This is a genomic window from Paenibacillus tabacirhizosphaerae, assembly GCF_040812395.1.
Taxonomy (GTDB): Bacteria; Bacillota; Bacilli; order Paenibacillales; family NBRC-103111; genus Paenibacillus_E.
Genome location: NZ_JBFNXH010000018.1, coordinates 1 through 20,882 on the forward strand (window position 1 = coordinate 1; position 20,882 = coordinate 20,882).

A 20,882-nucleotide genomic window follows, 5' to 3' on the forward strand; every position below is an offset into this window, starting at 1 on the left:
ATTTCCCAGTATGTAAGACCCCTTGTAGACGACGAGGTTGATAGGTTCGAGGTGGAAGTGCAGCAATGCATGCAGCTGACGAATACTAATCGGTCGAGGGCTTAACCAAAACAATCCCAAGCAAGTGAAGCAGAAGCTGACGAAGCGATTGCCGAATACTTGATTGGAGCCAGAAAACAACTGGTTCAACAAATACCCACTTTACGCAAGTTTCGTATCTAGTTTTCAGGGTGCAACATGCACTTTGACGAGAGCTTATGCTTTCGAAGTAAGTTTTGCTACGCAAAACTCTTAGTTTGGTGATGATGGCGGAGGGGACCCACGCGTTCCCATCTCGAACACGACCGTTAAGCCCTCCAGCGTCGATGGTACTTGAACCGCAGGGTTCTGGGAGAGTAGAACGTTGCCAAGCACAATCAGAACCACTTGCTCCTGCAGGTGGTTTTTTGATTTTTTATTTTTCGGCAAGGGGCAATTGTTCTCGAGTATTAGGGTCAGAATAAGTAGTTGTGCTTTAGCCGTTCAGCATTTCCTTTTGCATCCAATCACACACGTGTGTAAGATAAGAATGGACAGGTTATTTAAGTTTGAGGAGGAACTTTGTGGTTTTTGGTGCACGCGTATGGAAAACAGGAATTGCGGTTACTTTGGCTTTATATATTAGTGCTTGGCTCAATTTTACGCCCCCGGTCATTGCAGCGGTAGCGGCTATCTTTGCGATGCAGCCTTCAATTTACCGGTCTTGGCGCTATTTCTTGGAACAACTGCAAACGAACATACTGGGAGCGGCGTTAGCGCTACTGGCGGGCACATTTTTCTCGAATAATATCATTGCGATCGGCATCGTCTGTATTCTGGTAATTATCATTTGTTTACGGATGAGAATGGAAGAAACGATTGGGCTGACGCTGGTTACGGTTGTAGCGGTTATGGAGGCTTCGGCGGAGTGGACGTTTGCGGTCAATCGATTTCTGTTGAGCTTGATTGGCATCGGCTGCGCCTTTTTGATCAATGTGCTCTTTTTTCCGCCGAAACCTAAGGAGCAATTTGCCGCACAAATACAGACCGCTTTTGGAATTATGTCGCTTCTTTTGCGGACGGTAATCTCGAATGAGATCAAGGAGACTGTGTTTCGGGAAGAGATGGAAGGGCTGCGGAGCGCCTTGCACGCCTTGGGCGGTAAGTATAAGCTCATGGAAGAAGAGGTGAAGAAGCTCAAGCGAGCGGGGTTCAGCCGAATTCGCCATCTCGTTATTTACAAGCAGAAGCTGCTTGTCATGAACAAGGGGTTTGAGGCTCTGGAAGCGGTGGAGGAGCATTATTTTCAGACCGCCCGGACAGCAGAAATTGATGCTTATTTCGATCATCATGTAGAGAGGTTGATCAAGTTTCACGAGCATGTGCTGTTGAAATTCGATGAAAAGCTCAAGGCTGACAGCTCTGAAGGTATAGAAATGGAAGAGGAAAACGAACGGTTCATGACGACGCTCATCGAGCGTTATCAGGAGTGGCCTGCCAACATGCTGCGGTTGTCGGTTGTAGCCGCTGCTCTGTACGATTACGGCCATCAGATAGCTAGACTGGATAAGCTTGTGGAGCATGTTCATCGCGGCGATACAGAGGAGAAGGAACCTCTGGACGTTTTGCTAAAGAACATGAAGTTGAAGTGATCTAGACGAGGTAGCCAAGGGAATTCGTGGCAAGTCCTATCGGAAATACCGAATAAATTGTAAAATAGACCAATGGATACTTTTTTCTTTTTTGGAAAGGATGAAGGAAATGAATAAGCGCTTGAGCGCAAAAGATCAGAAGGCGCTTCTCGATGGCGTGGGAACGTTGGTTGAGCAGCAGTCGAAAATGACGACTAAAGCAGGGGCGAAGATATGGCCTGAGTATGATGTGCCGTTAGCACTCACAGCCGCTCTGTCTAATCTGTCGAAAAGCGAATTGACGGAAATCCGGAAGGATTTGAATCTAACCGGCGTGAGTACACTGAATAAGCAGCAGTTGATTCAAGCTTTGGAACAGGCAATTCCTGCGGCGCTTTCCACTCTTCTTCAGAAATTCGATGAGACCCGTTTTCAAATCATGAAACAGATCGCCGTCCGCGGCGGCTATTCGAATACGCTAATTGACTATGAACAGCTTGTCTATTTTGAGTCGAAGGGGCTCATCTTCCAAGGGGAGCACATGGGGAAGCATACTGTAATTATCCCGCAGGAAATTCTCAAGAGGTTCCAAGACATCGACCATTCGGCTTACCGTGAAACGCTCAAAAGAAATACGGAATGGATCAAGCTTACGCATGGTTTGTTGTTTTACTATGGGTATCTCGATCTTAAAGATTTGATTAGCTTGATGGAGCAGTATACCGGAGTGCGTGTGGATGTTAATGAGTATGCGGATGTCATTTATGATGCTGCTTTGTTTTATTGGAAAATAAATCCTGAAGTATATGGGTTCTCAAATAGTTTGATTACAGATATAGCACTAGTGAAAAGTGAGATTGAATTCAGAGCGAAATTAGCCCTCTATCCATTCACAAAGAATCAGCTTCTCTTAGCGGGCGTGCCGGGCTTTGTAGATAGAAATGCAAGCCATAAGGCGTTTGTCGATTTTATCTGCAAGTGCTACAGCATTTCTCGAGGAGAAGCGGATTTTATCGTTGAAGAATGCGCGGATGCTATTCGGATGGGGCAATCACCAGGTAAACTGTTGCAGTTGCTGCAGCAGTCACTGGAAATCAATGATCTGGAATTGACGAAGGCATTTATGAATCAGATCACATCCCTGAATAATCATACACGGCAATGGTTTCTCAAAGGGTATACGCCAAACGAGCTGTCCTCTGCAAGCAAGCCCGCTGTTCCTGCGCAGCAGCCAAGGGCTAAGGGGGAAGTTATCGATTTTGCGACTAGAACCAAAGTAGGCAGAAATGACCCATGTCCGTGCGGCAGCGGCAAGAAGCATAAGAAATGCTGCGGGTGAAGATAGACGATAAGCGGAATCGTGGGTATTCTGCGTTTTCGATAGAAGGCACTTGCATAAACATGCGGGTGCTTTTCTGTTTTCCTGTTTGATGGAATATATTTTAAAGTGTGGCAAAAGTCCTATTTATGAAAAGGGTACTTCCGATATACTGATACGGTAAGTATCAAGTTAAGGAGAGTAACGGGAAATCAACGAATATAGCGGAAGATTGGGCGCGTATTTTTGATATAGTGAATCCATAGGTAAAGCACGGAGGTGATCGGGTTGCCGATTGAAAGAAGCGGCATGGATGAGCGGGAACGATATTTTATCGTTGGTCGCGATGAGGAATTGAAGCATTTCAAGCAATTGTTGGTTGGCCGAAATGAAGAGGGGCGAACCGATGTTTTACATATCTATGGGACGGGCGGCGTGGGGAAAACCACTTTCCTTCGGTTATGCCGCGATATGGCGAAGGAAGCTGGCGCATGCTTCATTCTATTGGACAGCCGCGATTTTGTTCATACGGAGCATGGCATTGGCGAAGCTTTACTTCTGCAGCTTCAGATGCATACGAAGGATGCAGGGGTGGAGGAGGGGACTCAGACCCATCTGAGGGATATATATTTGGAAGCGATTGCGCGAATAGCGCGGGAACAGCGTGTTGTATTAGCCTTCGATACGTTCGAAGAAATGACGGATATGGAAGCGTGGCTGCGCGAACGATTACTCCCTTGGTTACCGGAGAACTCGATTGTGCTCTTGGCAGGCAGACATCCGCTTAAAGGCGGCTGGTTGTTGTCGCCGGCATGGCGGGAGAGATTGCGGCAAATCCCCATGAAGCATTTGGAAAAGGCGGATAGCATGCTTTATTTACAGCGATGCGGCATTCATGAGGAGAACAGGATGGAGCAAGTATGGGTCCAAACCCAGGGACATCCGCTTACGCTTTCTTTGGCTGCAGCTGCGAACGCTTACCAGGAAGGAGCGATCTTATTCACAGGAGCGGATTGGTTCGAGGAAGTCGCTGCGTTGTGGTTGAAGGAAGTGCCGGATCAAGAGCTGAGAAAGCGGGTTGAGGCGGTATCTGTGCTGCGGCATTTTAACCAGGAGCAGCTCTCGTATGTCATGGAGGAGGAAGTGCCTCCGGATGTGTTTGATCGGCTAACGGAGCTTTCTTTTGTACGCAAATCAGAACGGGGCTGGCAGCTTCACGATTTGATGCGGGAATCGACGAGCGCCCGATTGAAAGAACGGGCTCCGAAGATGTATCAGCGGTTAATGGAGCGAAGCGCGTCTTATCACGCCGAAGCGATAATCGCCTTATCCGGCCGCAGCAGAACGGGCTGGGAAGTGGGCGAGTTGTTTCGTTACGCCGGAGTTGACGTCATGAGAGCGCTGACCAGCGAAACGCCTCGCGGTTCGTATTATTGGGAAACCATGACGGAATCCTCACTGGGAGATGCCATTGCTTATCTCGAGTGGCGGAAGAACTGCATGGAGGGGGTATCAGGTGTAGGTATTGACCCCGTAACCGGCAAACAGTTTTGGATTGAATACACGCCGGAGGAGGTGCGGTATAATTCCTCTCAAGTGGATGTCGAGGCACTTTTCCGGCTTGATCCTGAATCGATTAAGCTGCTGCGCGACGAATCGGGGCGCACGGTTGCATTTGCAGTTACCGTTCCGCTTCATTCGGGGACACTTGCGTATCTGGAGAGCCATCCGTTTTGCGGACCTTACATGAAAACACTGACACCTGAAGAGAAATAGCGCTTAATGGTACCTCGTGAAAAGCCTGCAGGTTGGTTCTTAGGGGCTATGGATTATTCCGATGTGATGAATCCGGCTATCCGCAATGCTGGAATCTATTTGATTTATGAACACTTATGCGCCGGTGGCGTTGTCATCTGTTCACCTTTTCATACGGAAATTAGCGAGAAAGTATATCCGGGTGTCGGCTTCCGTATTATAGAAAGCGCAACGCATTACAACTACGATGGAAAAACGGCTACGCCAACCTATGCGCTTGATACGCGGGGGGATAAATTACGCGCCTTCATGGAGGACTTATTTCATAAAGCGGGCATGAAGTGGCAGCAAGCGGAGCAGGAAAAGATTGGCGCTGCGGAAGCACAAATCGTAAGAAAAGCGATGATGATGGAGCAATTAACGAAGCGTGAACAGGAAGTGGCTAAGTTAGTCTTGGCTGGATTCTCCAATGTGGAAGTGGCGGGGAAGCTGTTCGTTAGCGAAGTGACGGTCAAAAAGCATCTTCAGGCGGTTTACACCAAGCTGGGTATTAATTCCAGGATGCAGTTGGCAACTAAAATGCTGACCGAGTAATGGGTTAACGGTGCTCAGCAATTACACGGATACCACCCTTGGGGCGTAGTGTGATCATCGCTTCCGGCGTGACGGCGTGATGACCTGGCACGTGCCGAAGTCGGAATCGTTGACCTATCGTGCTAAGGATGATGACCATTTCCAGCATTGCAAAATGATTCCCGATACAGGATCGCGGTCCTGCTCCGAAAGGGAAATAAGCAAGCTGGGGAAGCTTTTTCAATAGATCGTTCTCGAACCTTTCCGGCCGAAACGATTCCGGGTCGTCAAAATAATCAGCGCTTGTATGAAGCGGATAGGGCGTGATCATGACGGTTTCACCTTTGCGCATGAAGAAGTCGCCAATGTGAACGTCAGTCGTCGCCGTTCGTCCTGTCAGATACCCTGCAGGGCGAAGGCGCAGCGTTTCCCACAGGACATTTTGCGTATAGGGGAGATCGTTATAATCATCTGCGCTCGGCGCACGTCCGCCAAGGACACGTCCCCACTCCTGAAGAAGCTTCGTCTCCACTTCCGGATGCCGCATGATATAGTCGAATGCAAAAGCAAGCGTATTGGCGGTCGTTTCGTGTCCGGCTAGAAAAACAGCCATGAGCTCATCGCGCAGCTGCTGATCGGACATCCCGGCTTGATCCACTTCATCAACGGCGGATAGGAGGATCCCCAGCAAATCCTGCTGTTCAAGGTCTGGATTGGCACGCCGCTCAGCGATCACTTTGAAAACGACCTGGTTCAGAGTTTCAATGGCGTTGGTGTATTCCCGATTTTGTTTGGTTGGAATGAGGAGTGGCAAGCGGATCAATGAACGGATTTTTTCCGTTGCTATCCGATTAATCGATTCATAGGCGCGGCCGATCTGATCCAGCTGTTTTTTGGAATCGAAGCTGAACATCGTTAGGGCAATAATGTCAAACGTGATGGCAAACAGGTCATCCGTTAACTCGCGAGATTGACCATCCTCCCATCGATCTGTGTTGTCGAGAGCGATTTTTGCCATTTGCTCGGCATACAGCTGCACATGGTTCTTGGTAAAACGCGGCTGCATCATCCGGCGCTGCCGCTTATGAAGATCGCCTTCGCTCATGACGAGGCCCTCTCCTGTAAATCGTTTAATTTCGCTGAATGCTGCACTTTTAATGAAAGCGTCGGCTTTCGTAATCATAATCTCTTTGAGCTTCTCGGGATCGAATACCGCGTAGAAGCGTTGTGGGCCGAGACGGAATTGGGCTACTGCCCCGAACTGGCGATGAAGACGGGTGAAGAAATCCAGCGGGTCATCGCGGAATGTCTTCAAAGATCCGCCAATCATCGTTTCTTTGGGCAGGAGCGATGCTTCAGTTGGACTGGTTTGCAGCATGATAGAGTACCTCTCCTTCATAGTAAGTGCAGGTCCGACGGGGATGATTACAGGAAGCCGGAGTTCGCTGCAACGCCATTATGCCATGGCTGTCGATGCAAGGACTAGTATCCGTAAGGATAGGTTTTCGAGTTGGCGAGTATAAGTTTCACACCAAGGACGCCGCAGGGCGTTCTTTTTTTAGAATGTTGAGAGATTTCGCATGCATCGGGTGGTACGCGTATCTGAGATGATGGACGTAGAAGATCCGGAAGTGCCACAGCGGTTTGGAGCATTGAAATGTCGCCTCAAACTGCGATAGGTCGTCTTTTTGCACGGGGAGCGGAACGTAGGTACGTTAAGAGGCGTTATTTTCGGTTGTAGGGACATTTGGCGGAACTACAGTGCGTTATGAGCAGGAAATGCTGGGTTGTAAGCATAGTTTCACTCATTTAACGCACCCTAGTTCCGCCTCGGGGGGAGGAGAGGGACGTTACCGCGAAATAAGGCATCGTAGTTCCGTCAATATCGCTGTGCATGGGGGATAAGCGGCCCGGCAGTACTATGCAGAACGATCTCAAGACGACTCCACTCCTCTTTGTATAGAGATTATCAATACTTAATTGAATAAATCTATTAGACAATTTTTAGAGCCCAGTGGTAAATTAAGGCATATATCTTACTTAGTCTATAGGATTAATTGAAATTAGAGGGGGATACATTCAAATGAAACACCATGTTCGCAACAAGATGCTCTATGTAATTACAGCGCTTATGCTGATCCTTTCCGCTTGCGGAAAAACGGATTCAGCGCCGACGGCTTCGCAGAGCCAAGCTCCAGCTGCAACAGAAAAGGCGAAGGCTTCCGAAGCGCCCCAAGGGGATAAAGCTGTCTATGTCGGGATTGTGAATGCGCCAATAACACTAAACCAAATTAATGATCAGGGCGACTCAGCCTCCGATAATGTTATCGCGCTGATTAATGATTCGCTGCTCGACTTGAACGAGAAATTCGAATTCGAGCCGAAAATTGCCCAATCGGTGGAAACGAAAGATAACCAGACGTTTGTCGTGAAATTAAATCCGGGAGCCAAATGGAATGACGGAAAGCCTTTCACTACGGCTGACGTGGCGTTTACGCTGAAAACGGCTCTGAATCCTAAGGTTGAGACCAATTTCAAACTGAATTTCATCGAGGGATTAAATGCAGCCGGCAAGCTGGATGAAGGGAAGACGGAAATTAGCGGGCTTAAAATTGTGGATGATAAAACGTTTGAAGTGAAAACGAAGACGCCTGTGGATCCGCTCATCTTCAAAGAGCGCTTCGGGACCAAAGTGTTCTTCCTGCCGGAGCACATTTTGAAAGATGTGGCGCCGGATCAACTGGCTACACATCCCTATTTCCAAAAGCCGGATGTAACGATTGGCGCTTTCAAATTTGCCAATTTCGCGAAAGGCCAATATGCCGAAGTGGTTAAAAACACGAACTACTATCGCGAAGTGGCTAAGCTCGACAAAATTTTCATCAAGGTGCTGCCTGCGACGAACCTGGTAGCGCAGCTGCAAACTGGCGAAATTCAGTTGAATTCCCTGCCTGTCGGTCTGATTCCGATTACGGATTACGAGAAGGTTAAAGGCTTTCCAAATGTTGAGTTGGCCTCAGGGAACCCCTCCGTTCCGCCTGAAATCTTCTTCAACACGGAGAAAATTGCCGATCCGAAGGTACGTCAGGCGATTGCTTACGCGCTGAACCGGAATCTGATTGTGGAGCAGTTGCTCAAAGGACAAGGCGAGGTCATCGATGGCGGCATTCCGAGCTATCATCCTTACTATAACAAAGATATTGCGAAGTACACGTATGACCCGGAGAAAGCAAAAAAGCTGCTGCAGGAAGCAAAATGGGATACAAGCAAGCCGATTTCGTTCCTTATTCCGGTCGGCAATAAGATTCGGGAGCAAGCCGCAGATATTTTAGTGCAAAATTTAACGGCGATCGGCCTAAAAATCGATGTGCAGAAGTTCGATTTCGCGACGTTGATTCAAAAAGTGAAGAAAGGCGAGTACGACATTACGATTTTCACACGTGATTTCTATATCGAACCGAGCTCGTATTTCACCTTATTCAAAAGCGACAATTCCGGAAATTTCTTGAAGTATAAAAACCCGCTGGTGGATGAGCTCATCACGAAGGGGGAAACTGAGTCGGATCCGGCCAAACGCCACGACATCTACAATAAGTTGCAAGCAGCTCTGCATGAAGATGTGCCTTCGCTCGCTGTCTATTCGGAGAAGCGATTGCTCGCTGTTTCCAAGAATGTGCTTGTCGGCAAGCCTAAGGACATCGGTATGTTTAACAACATTAATCAATGGGATTTGAAAAAATAAGCTAGCTAAAATGATGAGGTTGAGGTGGATGCCATGGGGAAGAAGCATTTGGTCGAATGGCTGGATGAAAACAAGAGAACTTTTGAGGAGCATGCGCTGCAAATTTGGGAACGCCCCGAAGTCGCCTATACGGAAGCATTCGCCTCGCAATTGCAACAGTCTGTGTTTCAGGAAGCAGGATTTACTGTCGTTGCCGGTGTAGGCGGCGCGCCAACGGCCTTCGTAGCCGAATACGGCTCCGGCAAGCCGATTATCGGCATCCTGGGCGAATTTGATGCCCTGCCAGGACTATCGCAGAAGGTAAGCCCCATTCGGGAGGCGATTACGCCGAATGGGCCCGGACACGGCTGCGGGCACAATCTTCTCGGAACGGCGGGCGTCGAAGCCGTCCTTGCGCTCAAGCAGCGCATCGATGCGGAGCATTTGCCGGGAACGATCCGCTACTACGGCTGCCCAGCCGAAGAAGTGCTGTCCGGCAAAACGTTCATGGCCCGCGCCGGTGTTTTCGATGATTTGGATGCCGCCCTCACGTGGCATCCCGGCAATTCCAATACTCCGTGGAACGTGCCAACCTCAGCGCTCACGTCGGTTGAATTTTACTTCAAAGGCCGCGCCGCCCATGCGGGCGCAGCTCCTCACTTGGGGCGCAGCGCACTGGATGCGGTCGAGCTGACGAATATCGGCGCGAACTATTTGCGTGAGCATGTGGTTGACGGTTCGCGCATTCATTACACGATCACGAATGGGGGCGAAGCCCCTAATGTGGTGCCTGACAAAGCGAGCGTCTGGTACTACCTTCGCGGAGCCAGCCGGGCGCATGTCGACGAGCTGCTGGAACGATTGATTAAGATCGCCCAGGGCGGAGCGTTAATGACGGAAACCGAAGTCAGCTGGGAAATTAAAGCAGGCGCTTACGATCTCAATATTAACGAAACGCTGAACGGGCTGCTTTTTGAACAAAAGGACGCAGCGGGTCCGCTTGTCTTTACGGAAGAAGATCAGGAGCTAGCTGCTTCTTTGGCCGCTACGCTGGATCCGTCCCTCTTACAGTACGCGAAGAAACGCCAGCAAGAGCTCGGCCTCTCCGAAGACGATTTGCTGCCAACGGCGTTCGTTGACTTCAAGCCAACCGGCAAAATTACAGGCGGCGGCTCAACCGATGTAGGCGATGTGTCGTGGATTACGCCAGTCGGACAAATCACGACGACCTGCGCTCCGTTTGGCGTTCAGGTGCATACCTGGCAGGCGACGGCGGCTTTCGGCTCGCCTATCGGACTGAAGGGCATGCATCACGCAGCCAAGCTGCTGGCGCTTTCGACCTATGACCTGCTGACGGATGGCGGCATTTTGCTGTCGCAGGCACGGGCGGAATTCCTGCAAAAAACGCAAGGGAAACCTTATCAGCCGGCCATTCCGAAGGACGTGCAAGCGCCGGTTCTCGTATAAACTGTGGGGTGTACGCACATGACGTATTTGCTGGAAATTGACCGGCTGCAAACCGTCTTTTGGACGGGAAGGGAAGAAGTGACCTCGGTCGATGAAATTAGCTTTAAGCTGAAGCCAGGTGAAACGATCGGGATTGTCGGTGAATCCGGTTGCGGCAAAAGTGTAACGTCGCTGTCGGTCATGAGACTCCTCGGTCAGCATGGTCGTATCAAGCAGGGAGAAATCCGCTTCAACGGATCGGATCTGACGACATGGTCGGAGGATGAGCTCAGGCGTCTGAGAGGAAAAGACATCTCAATGATTTTCCAGGAGCCGATGAGCTCCTTGAACCCTGTTTTTACCATCGGAAATCAACTGCTGGAGATGATCCGGCAGCATACGAGCCTATCGCGCAAGGCAGCGAAGGCTTATGCGATCGAAATGCTCCGCAAGGTTGGCCTTCCCCAGGCTGAAGCGATCATGAACGTATATCCCCATACGTTGTCTGGCGGGATGCGCCAGCGGATCATGATTGCGATGGCGCTGTCCTGCAAGCCCAAGCTGCTTATCGCAGACGAGCCAACGACAGCGCTCGATGTGACGATTCAAGCGCAAATCCTGGAGCTGATGAAGCAGCTCCGCGAGGAAAGCGGCGCAGCCATCATGCTCATCACGCATGATCTGGGCGTCGTTGCCGAGATGGCTGATAAAGTCGTTGTCATGTATGCAGGTCAAATCGTAGAAGAGGCAGACGTGTTCACACTGTTCCGTGAACCGCTGCATCCCTACACGCAGGGATTGCTAAGCTCTATTCCGCGAGTGGAGGGAGACGGTGACCGCCTTACTGCAATTCCCGGGGCAGTTCCCTCAATCCAGCACATGCCCAAGGGCTGCCGTTTCCATAGCCGCTGCGCCCTGGCGACGGATCGCTGCCGCGAGGAACAGCCCGAGCTAAAGGCCGTAGGAACCGATCATCAGGTGAGATGCTGGGTCACGCAAGAGCAAGCGGCGTTATCCCCGATTCCTCAGCTTCAGGAGGCTGGAATATGACGACTCCAACTCATCTTAACCCGCATGGTCTTCCGGCGGAATCGCCCTTGCTGGAAATTGATCGGTTGAAAACGTATTACCCGATCCGCAAAGGCATTTTATCGCGCACGGTCGGTCACGTCAAAGCAGTCGACGATATTAGCCTGAATATCTTTGAAGGCGAAACCGTCGGGCTCGTTGGCGAATCCGGCTGCGGCAAATCGACGATCGGCCGTTCCATCGTACGGCTTGAAGATCCGGCCGAAGGCCGGATCCTTTTTCAGAACGAGGATATCACACGCCTCACGCAAAAAGAGCTGAAGCCGATCCGAACACAGCTGCAAATCATTTTCCAAGACCCATATTCGTCGCTGAATCCGCGCAAACGGATAAATGATATTTTGGCGGAACCGTTTATTGCGCATCGATTGGTTCCGCGCAATGAAGTGCAGGGCAGAGTGGACCGGCTGCTGGATATGGTCGGTCTTCCCCGCGCTTACAAGAACAGGTATCCGCATGAGTTTTCCGGGGGGCAGCGCCAGCGTATCGGAATCGCTCGGGCCATTTCCTTTGAGCCCAAGCTGATCGTGTGCGACGAACCGGTGTCGGCACTTGATGTCTCGATTCAAGCGCAAATTCTGAATTTGCTTGCGGATTTGCAAAAAGAGCTGAATCTGACCTATTTGTTCATCGCTCACGGCATCGGGGCTGTCAAATATATCAGCACGCGAATCGCGGTGATGTATCTGGGCAAAATCGTTGAAATCGGAGATAAGGATGAATTATTTAGGCATCCTAAGCATCCCTATACGCGGATTCTGCTGAATGCCTATCCTTCGCCTGATCCGACGCAGCGTTCCAACAAGCGGATCATTATTCAAGGGGATGTGCCAAGTCCGGCCAATCCTCCGCAAGGCTGCCGGTTTCATACCCGCTGCCCTTATGTGCAGGAGCGCTGCCGGCTGGAGGAACCGCCGCTGACAGGCGGCACCCATGCGGCTGCTTGCCATTTCCCAATCAACTAGAAGGTGCGGCGCTGGTTCTCAAGTCCTCTGAAGGAACTCCAATCCGCTATTGTGTGAATATCGTTCTCAAATAGATTTAAGCGGATTGTGAGTGCGTTATTTATGGGGAATTGGGCTTTTATGCGGTACAAACGAGGAAATAAGGCATCTTCGTTCCGTTAACCTATTTCAACCAGATGGTTTTGGCGAAATAACGCACTCATGTTCCTCGGAAGGCCCTATTTACGTATGGCTAGTGCAGCAACTCCGGGGGGAAGGCCGCGCGCGGGAATGGAGGATAAGGATGAGGATGTACCTTATGGTTAGCTTGAATTATAGAAGGCTTGGAAGGGGGGATTACGATCCTTCACTATATCGTTCGGCGTGTGCTGATTGCGATCCCTGTCTTATTCGGGATTACGATCATTAATTTCTTTATCATTAAATTAGCACCAGGGAACCCCGTAGATATGTTCATCGATCCAAATACGCCGAAGGAACTGCTGGAAGCGCGGAAGCAGCTGCTTGGGCTGAACGATCCATTTTTTCTGCAATACTTCAAATGGCTTTTGAATTTGCTCCATGGCGGACTTGGCTACTCGTTCAGTTCCTACGCGCCCGTGACCAAAATGATCGGCGAAAGACTGGGCCCCACTTTGCTACTGTCATCGGCAGCACTCGTGTTCGGGCTGCTTATTGCGATCCCGATCGGCATCCTAAGTGCCGTTAAGCAAAACACCAAATTTGACTATATCATGACGGGCCTGTCCTTTATCGGTACGTCGATTCCGCAATTTTTTCTGGGCCTTGGTTTGATTTATATATTCGCTGTTCAATTCAAATGGCTGCCAACGGGCGGAATGCTTACACTCGGAGGTCACGGCGGGGGCTGGGATCGCATTAGCCATTTGATTCTGCCTGTATTCGTACTTGGCATCGTCATCGCGGGCAAAAAGGTGCGATACGTGCGGGCCAGCATGCTCGATGTGCTGAAACAGGACTATCTCCGCACCGCTCAGGCCAAAGGTCTTCACCGGTTTATCGTGACAAATAAGCATGCGCTGCGCAATGCGCTTATTCCGATCATCACGGTGGTCGGGATGGAGATCCCGCTGCTGCTCGGCGGCAGTATTTTGATCGAGCAGATTTTTCAGTGGCCTGGCATTGGCCAGCTCACGATTCAATCGATTCTTTCCAGAGACTACCCGACCTTGATGGGATTGAATCTGGTCGCTGCCTTCATCGTGCTGGTCACGAATTTGTTCACAGACCTTCTCTATTCGGCGGCAGATCCGCGCATCAAATATAACTAAAAAAGCGAGGTGAGCAGCGTGGCATTATCCGAATATCAGTTGAATAAGGGACCCCTGCAGCAGGCTTTTGTCGAGAGTGGGGACGTGTATCAAGCGGAAAACGCGACTCGGCAGGTGTGGGGCCGATTTCTCCGTCATAAATTAGCTGTAGCAGGCTTAGTTATTACTGTGCTGCTGATTCTCGTTGCGCTGCTCGCTCCGCTGCTGGCCCCCAACGATCCGAAGGAGGTAACGGGCGTCTTCTCCGCTGCGCCGAGCGCCAAGCACTGGCTTGGCACTGACCAAGTCGGGCGGGACGTGGTGAGCCGTCTTATCTACGCCACGCGGATTTCGCTAATCGTCGGCTTTGCGACGGTAGCGCTTTATGTGACCTTCGGCACGCTGATCGGCATCGTTTCCGCTTATTTCGGCGGTTGGCTCGACATGGCGGTAATGCGCGTGACGGATATGTTCATGGCGTTCCCGTTTCTTATGGTGATTTTGGTCATCATCAGCGTGCTCGGCTCGAATATGACGACCATCATCCTTGTGCTCGCCTTGTTTTCATGGCCGGGTGTCGCCCGGCTGGTCAGGGGCAGCGTGTTGGCGATTAAACAGCTTGATTATGTGAAAGCGGGTGTAGCGCTGGGGCTGAGCACTCCTCGTATTTTGTTTCAGCATATATGTCCGAATGCGATTGGCCCGATTATCGTCAATGCCACTTTCGGCATTGCTTCAGCCATTATGAGCGAAGCCGGGCTCAGCTTTCTCGGCATGGGGGTGCAGCCTCCGACGGCGAGCTGGGGCAACATGCTGACGGACGCCCAGTCCCTGACGGTGCTGACTGATCAACCATGGCTGTGGGTCCCGCCAGGAGCGATGATTTTGATCACAGTGCTGGCTATTAACTTCGTTGGGGATGGCCTGCGCGACGCATTGGACGCCAGGCAGTAGTCGGGCGGGGAAAGGAGCGAGTCATGAAACCCATTATTGGCATTACAAGCACAATTGTTAAATTGCACGAATACAGCGAGGGCGCTTATGTTCACCGGGATTATCATCAGTCCGTCGAAGCCAGCGGGGGCTTGCCCATTGTTCTTCCGCTTACCTCGCCGGAAACCTTCAAGCAGCTGCTCGACTTATGCGACGGGGTCATTTTCACAGGGGGCGAAGATGTAGATCCTTCCGCTTACGGGGAGGAACCTTCTCCCCAGTTAGGGACGATTTTCCCGGAGCGGGACCGCATCGAGCTGGAAGCGATTCGCCGCACGATCGAAGCGGATAAGCCGCTGTTTGCGATCTGTCGGGGGGTGCAGGTGCTCAATGTCGCCTGCGGAGGAACCCTGTATCAGGATCTGCCGAGTGAGTATCCGGGAACGCTGGAGCATGTGCAGCGCGGAGTGGCGAGGGGGAAGGACTCGCATGCGGTCCACGTAGAGGAGGATAGCGAATTAGGCCGAATTTTTGGCTATAATCAGGTTCGTGTCAATAGTCTCCACCACCAAGCGCTGCGCACAATCGGCGCTAAACTTGTTGTTACGGCCTTCTCGCCGGACGGCGTGGTGGAAGCCGTCGAGCACCAAGGCTCGGCTTTTGCCATTGGCGTGCAGTGGCATCCCGAATCCATGTACGAAACTGACACGAATATGCAGAAGCTGTTCCAAGCATTCGTTGCCAAAAGCAAAGAACGGGCGGCAAGCCGGCCTCGGACCTGACACACGAAAGGCAGTGAATGCATGGAGCTCTACTGGAAACGAAACCTATACATGTTATGGCTCGGCTTATTTTTTAACCACATGGCCTATACGCTCTCAGTGCCATTTTTTCCTATTTTTTTGCAAAACGACCTCGGCATTCAGCACGGTCTGGAAGCTTGGTCGGGCATTTCAATTTCGATCAGCTTTCTGATCAGCGGATTATGCGCACCTTTCTGGGGATCGCTCGCCGACAAATTCGGCAGAAAACCTATGCTAATTCGTTCAGGCATAGGCTTAGCTTTAGCTCATTTCGCTAATTTTTTCGTATACGACCTGTTCTCCTTTGTTGTTGTGCGGATCTTCCAGGGACTTATGGCAGGCTTTAGTCCTGCGTCTATCGCCTTGGTTGGCACGAATACGCCTGAGAAGCATGTCGGCTATGCACTGGGCGTCATATCGACAGCGACAGCTGCAGGAGGCATTCTTGGCCCGCTCGCGGGAGGCGTGATGAGTCATTGGATGGGACTAAGGGAGTGCTTCTTGGCCTCGGGCGTGATTACGTTAATTTCGGCCATCATCGTTCTTGTAGGCGTGAAAGAAGTGCATGAGAGGCGTGAGGGAGCTCGTTCGAGTGTGAGGAAGGACCTTAAGCACGCCGCTGCAAACACACGATTGATGAGCATATTTGGGCTATCCCTGCTGGTCTCAACATCCGTCATGATTCTGGAGCCGCTGCTGACGATCTACGTGGTGCAGATCGGAGGCAGCTTGGACAGCGCATCGCTCAGTTCAGGCATCGTATTCTCGGCTGTAGGCGTTGCGACCGTCATCATGGGACCCCGCTGGGGTTTGATCGGCGGACGAATCGGCTATGGCAAAATCCTGTTTATCGGGCTAATCGGCGGGGCAGTCGGCAATCTGCTGCAGCTTAGCGTACATAATTTGATCGGCTTTGGCATCCTGCGTTTCAGCTACGGACTGTTTTTTGCCGCTGTATATCCGGCTTTAAATGCACTTATTATCCAATACGCAGAAGCGGATTTCCGGGGAAGAGCGGTAAGCCTCAATCAATCGTCGAATCAGTTTGGCATTGTGGTGGGGCCTTTACTTGGCGGTCTGCTAGGCGGATGGATCGGCATACAATTCGTGTTCCTCATTACTGGCTTAGCGCTGTTAGGAGCGGCCCTAACGATGAAGATGATTAGCTCAAAAAAGCGGGTCAACCAGACGCTTCCTGGGTGAAAGCTCTCTTCACAAGTCGATCCAGTCACATAGAGACCAGCCAATTTCTTAAAGAAATGGTTGGTCTTTCCGATTTCATCTATCCGTTCATATAATTTGCTAAATTTTGCCGAATGTTAACTTTTGTTACTATAATTAGGTAGAATTAAATTGACAAAATTTGATATTCATTGACATAATAAAAAAGAAACGATAGAATACGGAACTTTTAACTCATTCATAGCAGAGAAGGGGGATCAGGTGAATAACGAATTTTGGATCACGGAATCAAAGTTGAAATGCGTAAAGTTAGGTATTAATCCTTGCGCAGTCCCCTCATTTTCCACGGTCTTGTCAGAAATGGAGATGAGTCAGAAGCGAGACGACTACGAAGAGATTTTGTCCGTCATTAACTTTTTTGTTCATAAAATGCTGGAACTCATGAAAGGGATTCCGCTGCTGATTATGATTTCCGACGAGAAAGGCTGCGTTCTGGAAATGGCCGGCGACGAGGCGATCAAAAGTGTGGTGAATGAATCCGGCATTCAGGTCGGCCTTGTTTTTAAAGAGCATGAAGCGGGAACCAACAGTATTAATTTGGCCTTAGAGCATCGCGAACCTTTCCAGCTTATTGGAAATGATCACTACTTCAAATTCCTGACATCCTCTGCCTGCTACTCCGTTCCTTTCCAGTACACAGATATTTCTAACCTCTTGGGCACCATTACCATCATGACAGCTATTGATCAGCATAATCCATTTCTGTTAGCTATGCTGTGTACAGTCGTTGACTCCATCGAAAGAGAACTGCTTCTCAGAAAGCAAAACAGAAGGCTGCATATTTTGAACCAAGTGGTTATTGAAACAACCAGAAATGGGATCATCATTACCGATCGCGAAGGCACGATAACGGAGTTCAACAAGTTCGCCGGCATTATAACCGGTTCGATGAAACAAGATGTCATCCATAAAGCGATTCCCGACAATAAAACCAAACATTTTATCAATGAGGTTCTGCATAAGGGAAAAGAATATGAGGATATTGAATTGATGTTGAATTTCGGCAAAGAAGAAGAGATGGTTTGCCTGTTTGACGCTTTTCCTATCCACGACGAAAATATGCAGATCATGGGTGCATTCGCGCAGTTTCGGGATATCACAGAACGGTATCATACCCAGAAGCAAATCAACTACTTGGCCTATCACGACGATTTAACGGGACTTACGAATCGGAGATACTTTGCCCAGCATGTTGAGAATTTGCTAAAGCGAAACGCACAAGACAGCAGTATCTTCGCAATCATGTTTCTGGATTTGGACAGCTTCAAGAAAATCAATGACACGCTGGGACACAATAACGGGGATGCGCTACTCAAGCTGGTGGCGGATCGACTGCGAATATGCTGTTATGCCCCGAATCATTTGGTTTCCAGAATGGGTGGAGATGAATTCACCATCCTTTTGCAAGAGATTACTGATCATATAGATGCCATTCATGTCGCAGAAGAAATCATTAAAGCTTTTGAGAAACCGTTTGCTGTGGATGGCTATGAATTTTATATTACCGCCAGCATCGGAATCGCGTTCTACCCCCACGATGGCACAAGTGCCGAAACCCTCATGAAGAACGCCGACATCGCCCTATACCGGGCAAAAGACGAAGGAAAGAACAACTACGCGATCTTCAAGCCTACCCAAAACGGCGGTGGCCTCGAACGTCTCACCTTAGAAAATTCCATTCGCAAAGCCTTGCAGCTAAATGAGTTTGTCTTGTATTACCAGCCCCAAATTGATATACAAACCGGTGTGATCATCGGCACCGAAGCGCTTGTCCGCTGGCAGCATCCGACCCTTGGGTTAATTTCGCCTGGCAAGTTTATTCCGATAGCGGAAGAGACTGGACTTATTGTTCCTCTCGGGGAATGGGTGCTTCGAACGGCATGTCGGCAAAACCAAATATGGAGAGAGCAGGGCTACGTTCCTTTGAAAGTGTCCGTAAATCTTTCTACGCGTCAATTCGCCAGACAGAATCTAGTCGACACGGTCAAAAAAATTTTACAGGAAACTCAGCTGGATCCTCAGTATTTGGAGCTCGAAATTACAGAATCGATGACCATGAATGTGGACATTGCGATTGAAGTTCTCGGTAAACTGAAGGAACTCGGCATCCGCATTTGCATTGACGATTTCGGGACAGGCTACAGCAATCTCTATTACCTTAAACTATTTTCTATTGATCGTCTTAAGATCGACCAGTCTTTCGTTAGGGATATTATGACCGATACGAATGACGCAGACATTGTAGCGACGATCATAGCTATGGCCCATAAGCTTGGAATCGATGTGATAGCAGAAGGTGTGGAGACCAAAGACCAATTAGACTTTTTAAGCAGCCAGAACTGCCATGAAGTACAGGGCTTCTACTATCATCGACCTTTGCCTACTGAGCAAATTGAGCAATTATTCACAAGAACAACGGCAATGAAAACTAATTCATAAAGGTGAAACGATGAAAAAGAGAGTATATACCATACTGGTGGAGCATTTTAAAAAATGGGGGGTTACTCATGTATTTGGTATCCCTGGCAAATCGATTTCCCCGCTTATGTTGGAGTTGGACAATTTCGGCATCGAATATGTGTTAGGTCGCCATGAAACAGGCAGCGGGTTCGAAGCATCCGGCTACGCGCTTGCGAAGAAATCGATAGGTGTCGCCATCGGCACGTCGGGTCCGGGGGGGACGAACCTCATTACGGCAGCCGGTCAGGCGAAAGAGTTCCAGTTGCCTGTGCTGTTCATTACCGGCCAGCCTTCGATGCAGGAGACGGGACGAGCACTAAGCCAGGATTCAAGCCAATTCGGTACGGATCTGGTCAAAATGTTCGAACCTGTAACCTTATTCAGTGCACGGATCGAGCGAGGGGATCTGCTTCCCTTGTACTTGAAGCATGCTTTGGAGAGAGCTTGCTCCGGGGAGCAGGGCCCTGTTCATTTATGTATCCCGTTTGATGTGTTGATGGAGGAAATAGAGGCATTTGAGCTGCCGTTGCCAGACTATGCATCGCCTGTCGTGTCGCCCGATATCGATAAGGCGATCGCTTTAATTAACGAGGCGAAGCATCCGGTGCTTTTCCTTGGCAAAGGCGCTGTCATGTCGGAGGTTTACGACGAATTACGTATGATCGCGGAGCACTGGGGAATTCCCATTGTGACCACACCAGGCGGAAAGGGAGCCTTTCCGACCAAGCACCCGCTCTACTTAGGCGGATATGGGCTTGGCGGTTCCAAGTATGCGACCGAATATATGAAATCCGATATTGATCTCATGATTGTAGTAGGAAGTAAACTGTGTGATATGTCATTGTCCGGTTATACGGCCGATATGGCGCCAGGTCAAGTGCTGCAATTCGAATATGATCTTACGTTTGCGGGCAAATCGATCCAGGCACCGACGCAAGTGATTCTTGGCGATATCAGGTATAACCTGAGGCAGGTCGTCAAGCGCAGCGGTGCAACAGGCAAAGATCATGAGCCGCTCACGGGTTTGGAGCAAGTGGCCGCTGCTGCAACACCTTCTACTTCGGGGACGTTGTTGTCGGCAGGAACGGCATTTAGAGCACTCCGCTCTGTGCTTCCGAACGATGCAATTTTATTCGGCGATGCAGGAAGCCACTCCTTTCATGCTGTACAAAATTTTGAAATTATCGAGCCTGGAACGTTCTTTATGGATGAAGTGTTCATTGCGATGGGAGCGGCGATTGGCTATTCGATTGGAGCCAGTATTGCAAATCCTGGCAGACCTATCGTCTGCGTAACTGGCGATGGGTGCATGATGATGCATGGGACAGAGATTTCCACGGCTGTGAACCATGGCGCTCCTGTCATTTTCTTCGTACTGAATAACGGGCGATTAGATATGGTAGACAAAGGCATGTCGTACAATACAGGCCGATCTGTGGGCGCTATCTATGATAGACCTCTGGATGTCAGCCTTTTTGCTCAGTCTATGGGGGCGAAGGCCTACCGCTGTGAGCAAGCGGATGACATTACAGCTGCGGTGGGAGCCGCTTTACAGTCCAACGAGACTACTGTCATTGAAGTCATGGTAGATCCGCTAGAAATCCCACCGATATTAACACGATTGCTTAGCTTGGACTAATTTAGGCGGAGGTACCTT

The 20,882-nt window shown here is 50.0% G+C and carries 15 protein-coding genes and 2 rRNA genes; 16 read left to right on the top strand and 1 reads right to left on the bottom strand.

The annotated features are described in order from the left end of the window. The 6 genes from ABRS97_RS23340 to ABRS97_RS23365 all read left to right on the top strand — a co-directional run. Nucleotides 1-109, top strand: a 23S ribosomal RNA gene (locus tag ABRS97_RS23340); the annotation flags it as partial. 186 nt (nt 110-295) lie between these two features. Beyond that, nucleotides 296-412: ribosomal RNA gene (gene rrf / locus ABRS97_RS23345) — 5S ribosomal RNA — on the top strand. A gap of 190 nt (nt 413-602) precedes the next feature. After that, nucleotides 603-1,670, top strand: a complete 1,068-nt coding sequence (locus tag ABRS97_RS23350) for an FUSC family protein (RefSeq protein WP_367817839.1) — start codon at nt 603-605, stop codon at nt 1,668-1,670. 109 nt (nt 1,671-1,779) lie between these two features. Then, nucleotides 1,780-2,988 (top strand): SEC-C metal-binding domain-containing protein, encoded by a 1,209-nt coding sequence (locus ABRS97_RS23355; protein ID WP_367817841.1) that lies wholly within the window; start codon nt 1,780-1,782, stop codon nt 2,986-2,988. 267 nt (nt 2,989-3,255) lie between these two features. Further along, nucleotides 3,256-4,743 carry an ATP-binding protein gene (locus ABRS97_RS23360; protein ID WP_367817843.1) on the top strand — a complete coding sequence of 496 codons (1,488 nt, stop codon included), beginning with the start codon at nt 3,256-3,258 and terminating at the stop codon, nt 4,741-4,743. A 6-nt stretch (nt 4,744-4,749) separates the two neighbouring features. Next, complete coding sequence (locus tag ABRS97_RS23365) at nt 4,750-5,316, top strand: response regulator transcription factor (RefSeq protein ID WP_367817845.1); 567 nt, start codon at nt 4,750-4,752, stop codon at nt 5,314-5,316. Nucleotides 5,317-5,320: 4 nt separating this feature from the next. On the opposite strand, the gene ABRS97_RS23370 is transcribed toward ABRS97_RS23365, so the two are convergent. Further along, entirely contained in the window at nt 5,321-6,673 is a 1,353-nt protein-coding gene (locus ABRS97_RS23370; RefSeq protein ID WP_367817847.1) for a cytochrome P450, read from the bottom strand. A 705-nt stretch (nt 6,674-7,378) separates the two neighbouring features. Between ABRS97_RS23370 and ABRS97_RS23375 the strand changes: the two genes are divergently transcribed. The 10 genes from ABRS97_RS23375 (at nt 7,379) to ABRS97_RS23420 (ending at nt 20,864) form a co-directional block, all read left to right on the top strand. Further along, nucleotides 7,379-9,037 carry an ABC transporter substrate-binding protein gene (locus tag ABRS97_RS23375; protein ID WP_367817849.1) on the top strand — a complete coding sequence of 553 codons (1,659 nt, stop codon included), beginning with the start codon at nt 7,379-7,381 and terminating at the stop codon, nt 9,035-9,037. 33 nt (nt 9,038-9,070) lie between these two features. Beyond that, entirely contained in the window at nt 9,071-10,483 is a 1,413-nt protein-coding gene (locus ABRS97_RS23380) for an amidohydrolase (RefSeq protein WP_367817851.1), read from the top strand. 18 nt (nt 10,484-10,501) lie between these two features. Then, complete coding sequence (locus ABRS97_RS23385) at nt 10,502-11,512, top strand: ABC transporter ATP-binding protein (protein ID WP_367817853.1); 1,011 nt, start codon at nt 10,502-10,504, stop codon at nt 11,510-11,512. Next, a complete protein-coding gene (locus ABRS97_RS23390; RefSeq protein WP_367817855.1) occupies nt 11,509-12,516 on the top strand; it encodes an ABC transporter ATP-binding protein in 1,008 nt (335 codons plus the stop codon). Before ABRS97_RS23385 ends, ABRS97_RS23390 begins: the two co-directional genes overlap by 4 nt. Before the next feature lie 341 nt (nt 12,517-12,857). Beyond that, nucleotides 12,858-13,808 (top strand): ABC transporter permease, encoded by a 951-nt coding sequence (locus ABRS97_RS23395; protein WP_367818007.1) that lies wholly within the window; start codon nt 12,858-12,860, stop codon nt 13,806-13,808. Between the two features lie 84 nt (nt 13,809-13,892). Then, on the top strand, nt 13,893-14,741 hold the full coding sequence (opp4C, locus tag ABRS97_RS23400) for an oligopeptide ABC transporter permease (RefSeq protein ID WP_367818009.1): 849 nt from the start codon (nt 13,893-13,895) through the stop codon (nt 14,739-14,741). Between the two features lie 23 nt (nt 14,742-14,764). Beyond that, nucleotides 14,765-15,502: a gamma-glutamyl-gamma-aminobutyrate hydrolase family protein gene (locus ABRS97_RS23405; protein ID WP_367817857.1), complete on the top strand. Its 738-nt coding sequence runs from the start codon at nt 14,765-14,767 to the stop codon at nt 15,500-15,502. Between the two features lie 21 nt (nt 15,503-15,523). Beyond that, complete coding sequence (locus ABRS97_RS23410; protein ID WP_367817859.1) at nt 15,524-16,726, top strand: MFS transporter; 1,203 nt, start codon at nt 15,524-15,526, stop codon at nt 16,724-16,726. Nucleotides 16,727-16,966: 240 nt separating this feature from the next. Then, nucleotides 16,967-19,204, top strand: coding sequence for an EAL domain-containing protein (locus ABRS97_RS23415; protein WP_367817861.1), 2,238 nt, complete (start codon nt 16,967-16,969; stop codon nt 19,202-19,204). Between the two features lie 10 nt (nt 19,205-19,214). Next, nucleotides 19,215-20,864 (top strand): thiamine pyrophosphate-binding protein, encoded by a 1,650-nt coding sequence (locus ABRS97_RS23420; RefSeq protein WP_367817863.1) that lies wholly within the window; start codon nt 19,215-19,217, stop codon nt 20,862-20,864. Nucleotides 20,865-20,882: the final 18 nt, after the last annotated feature.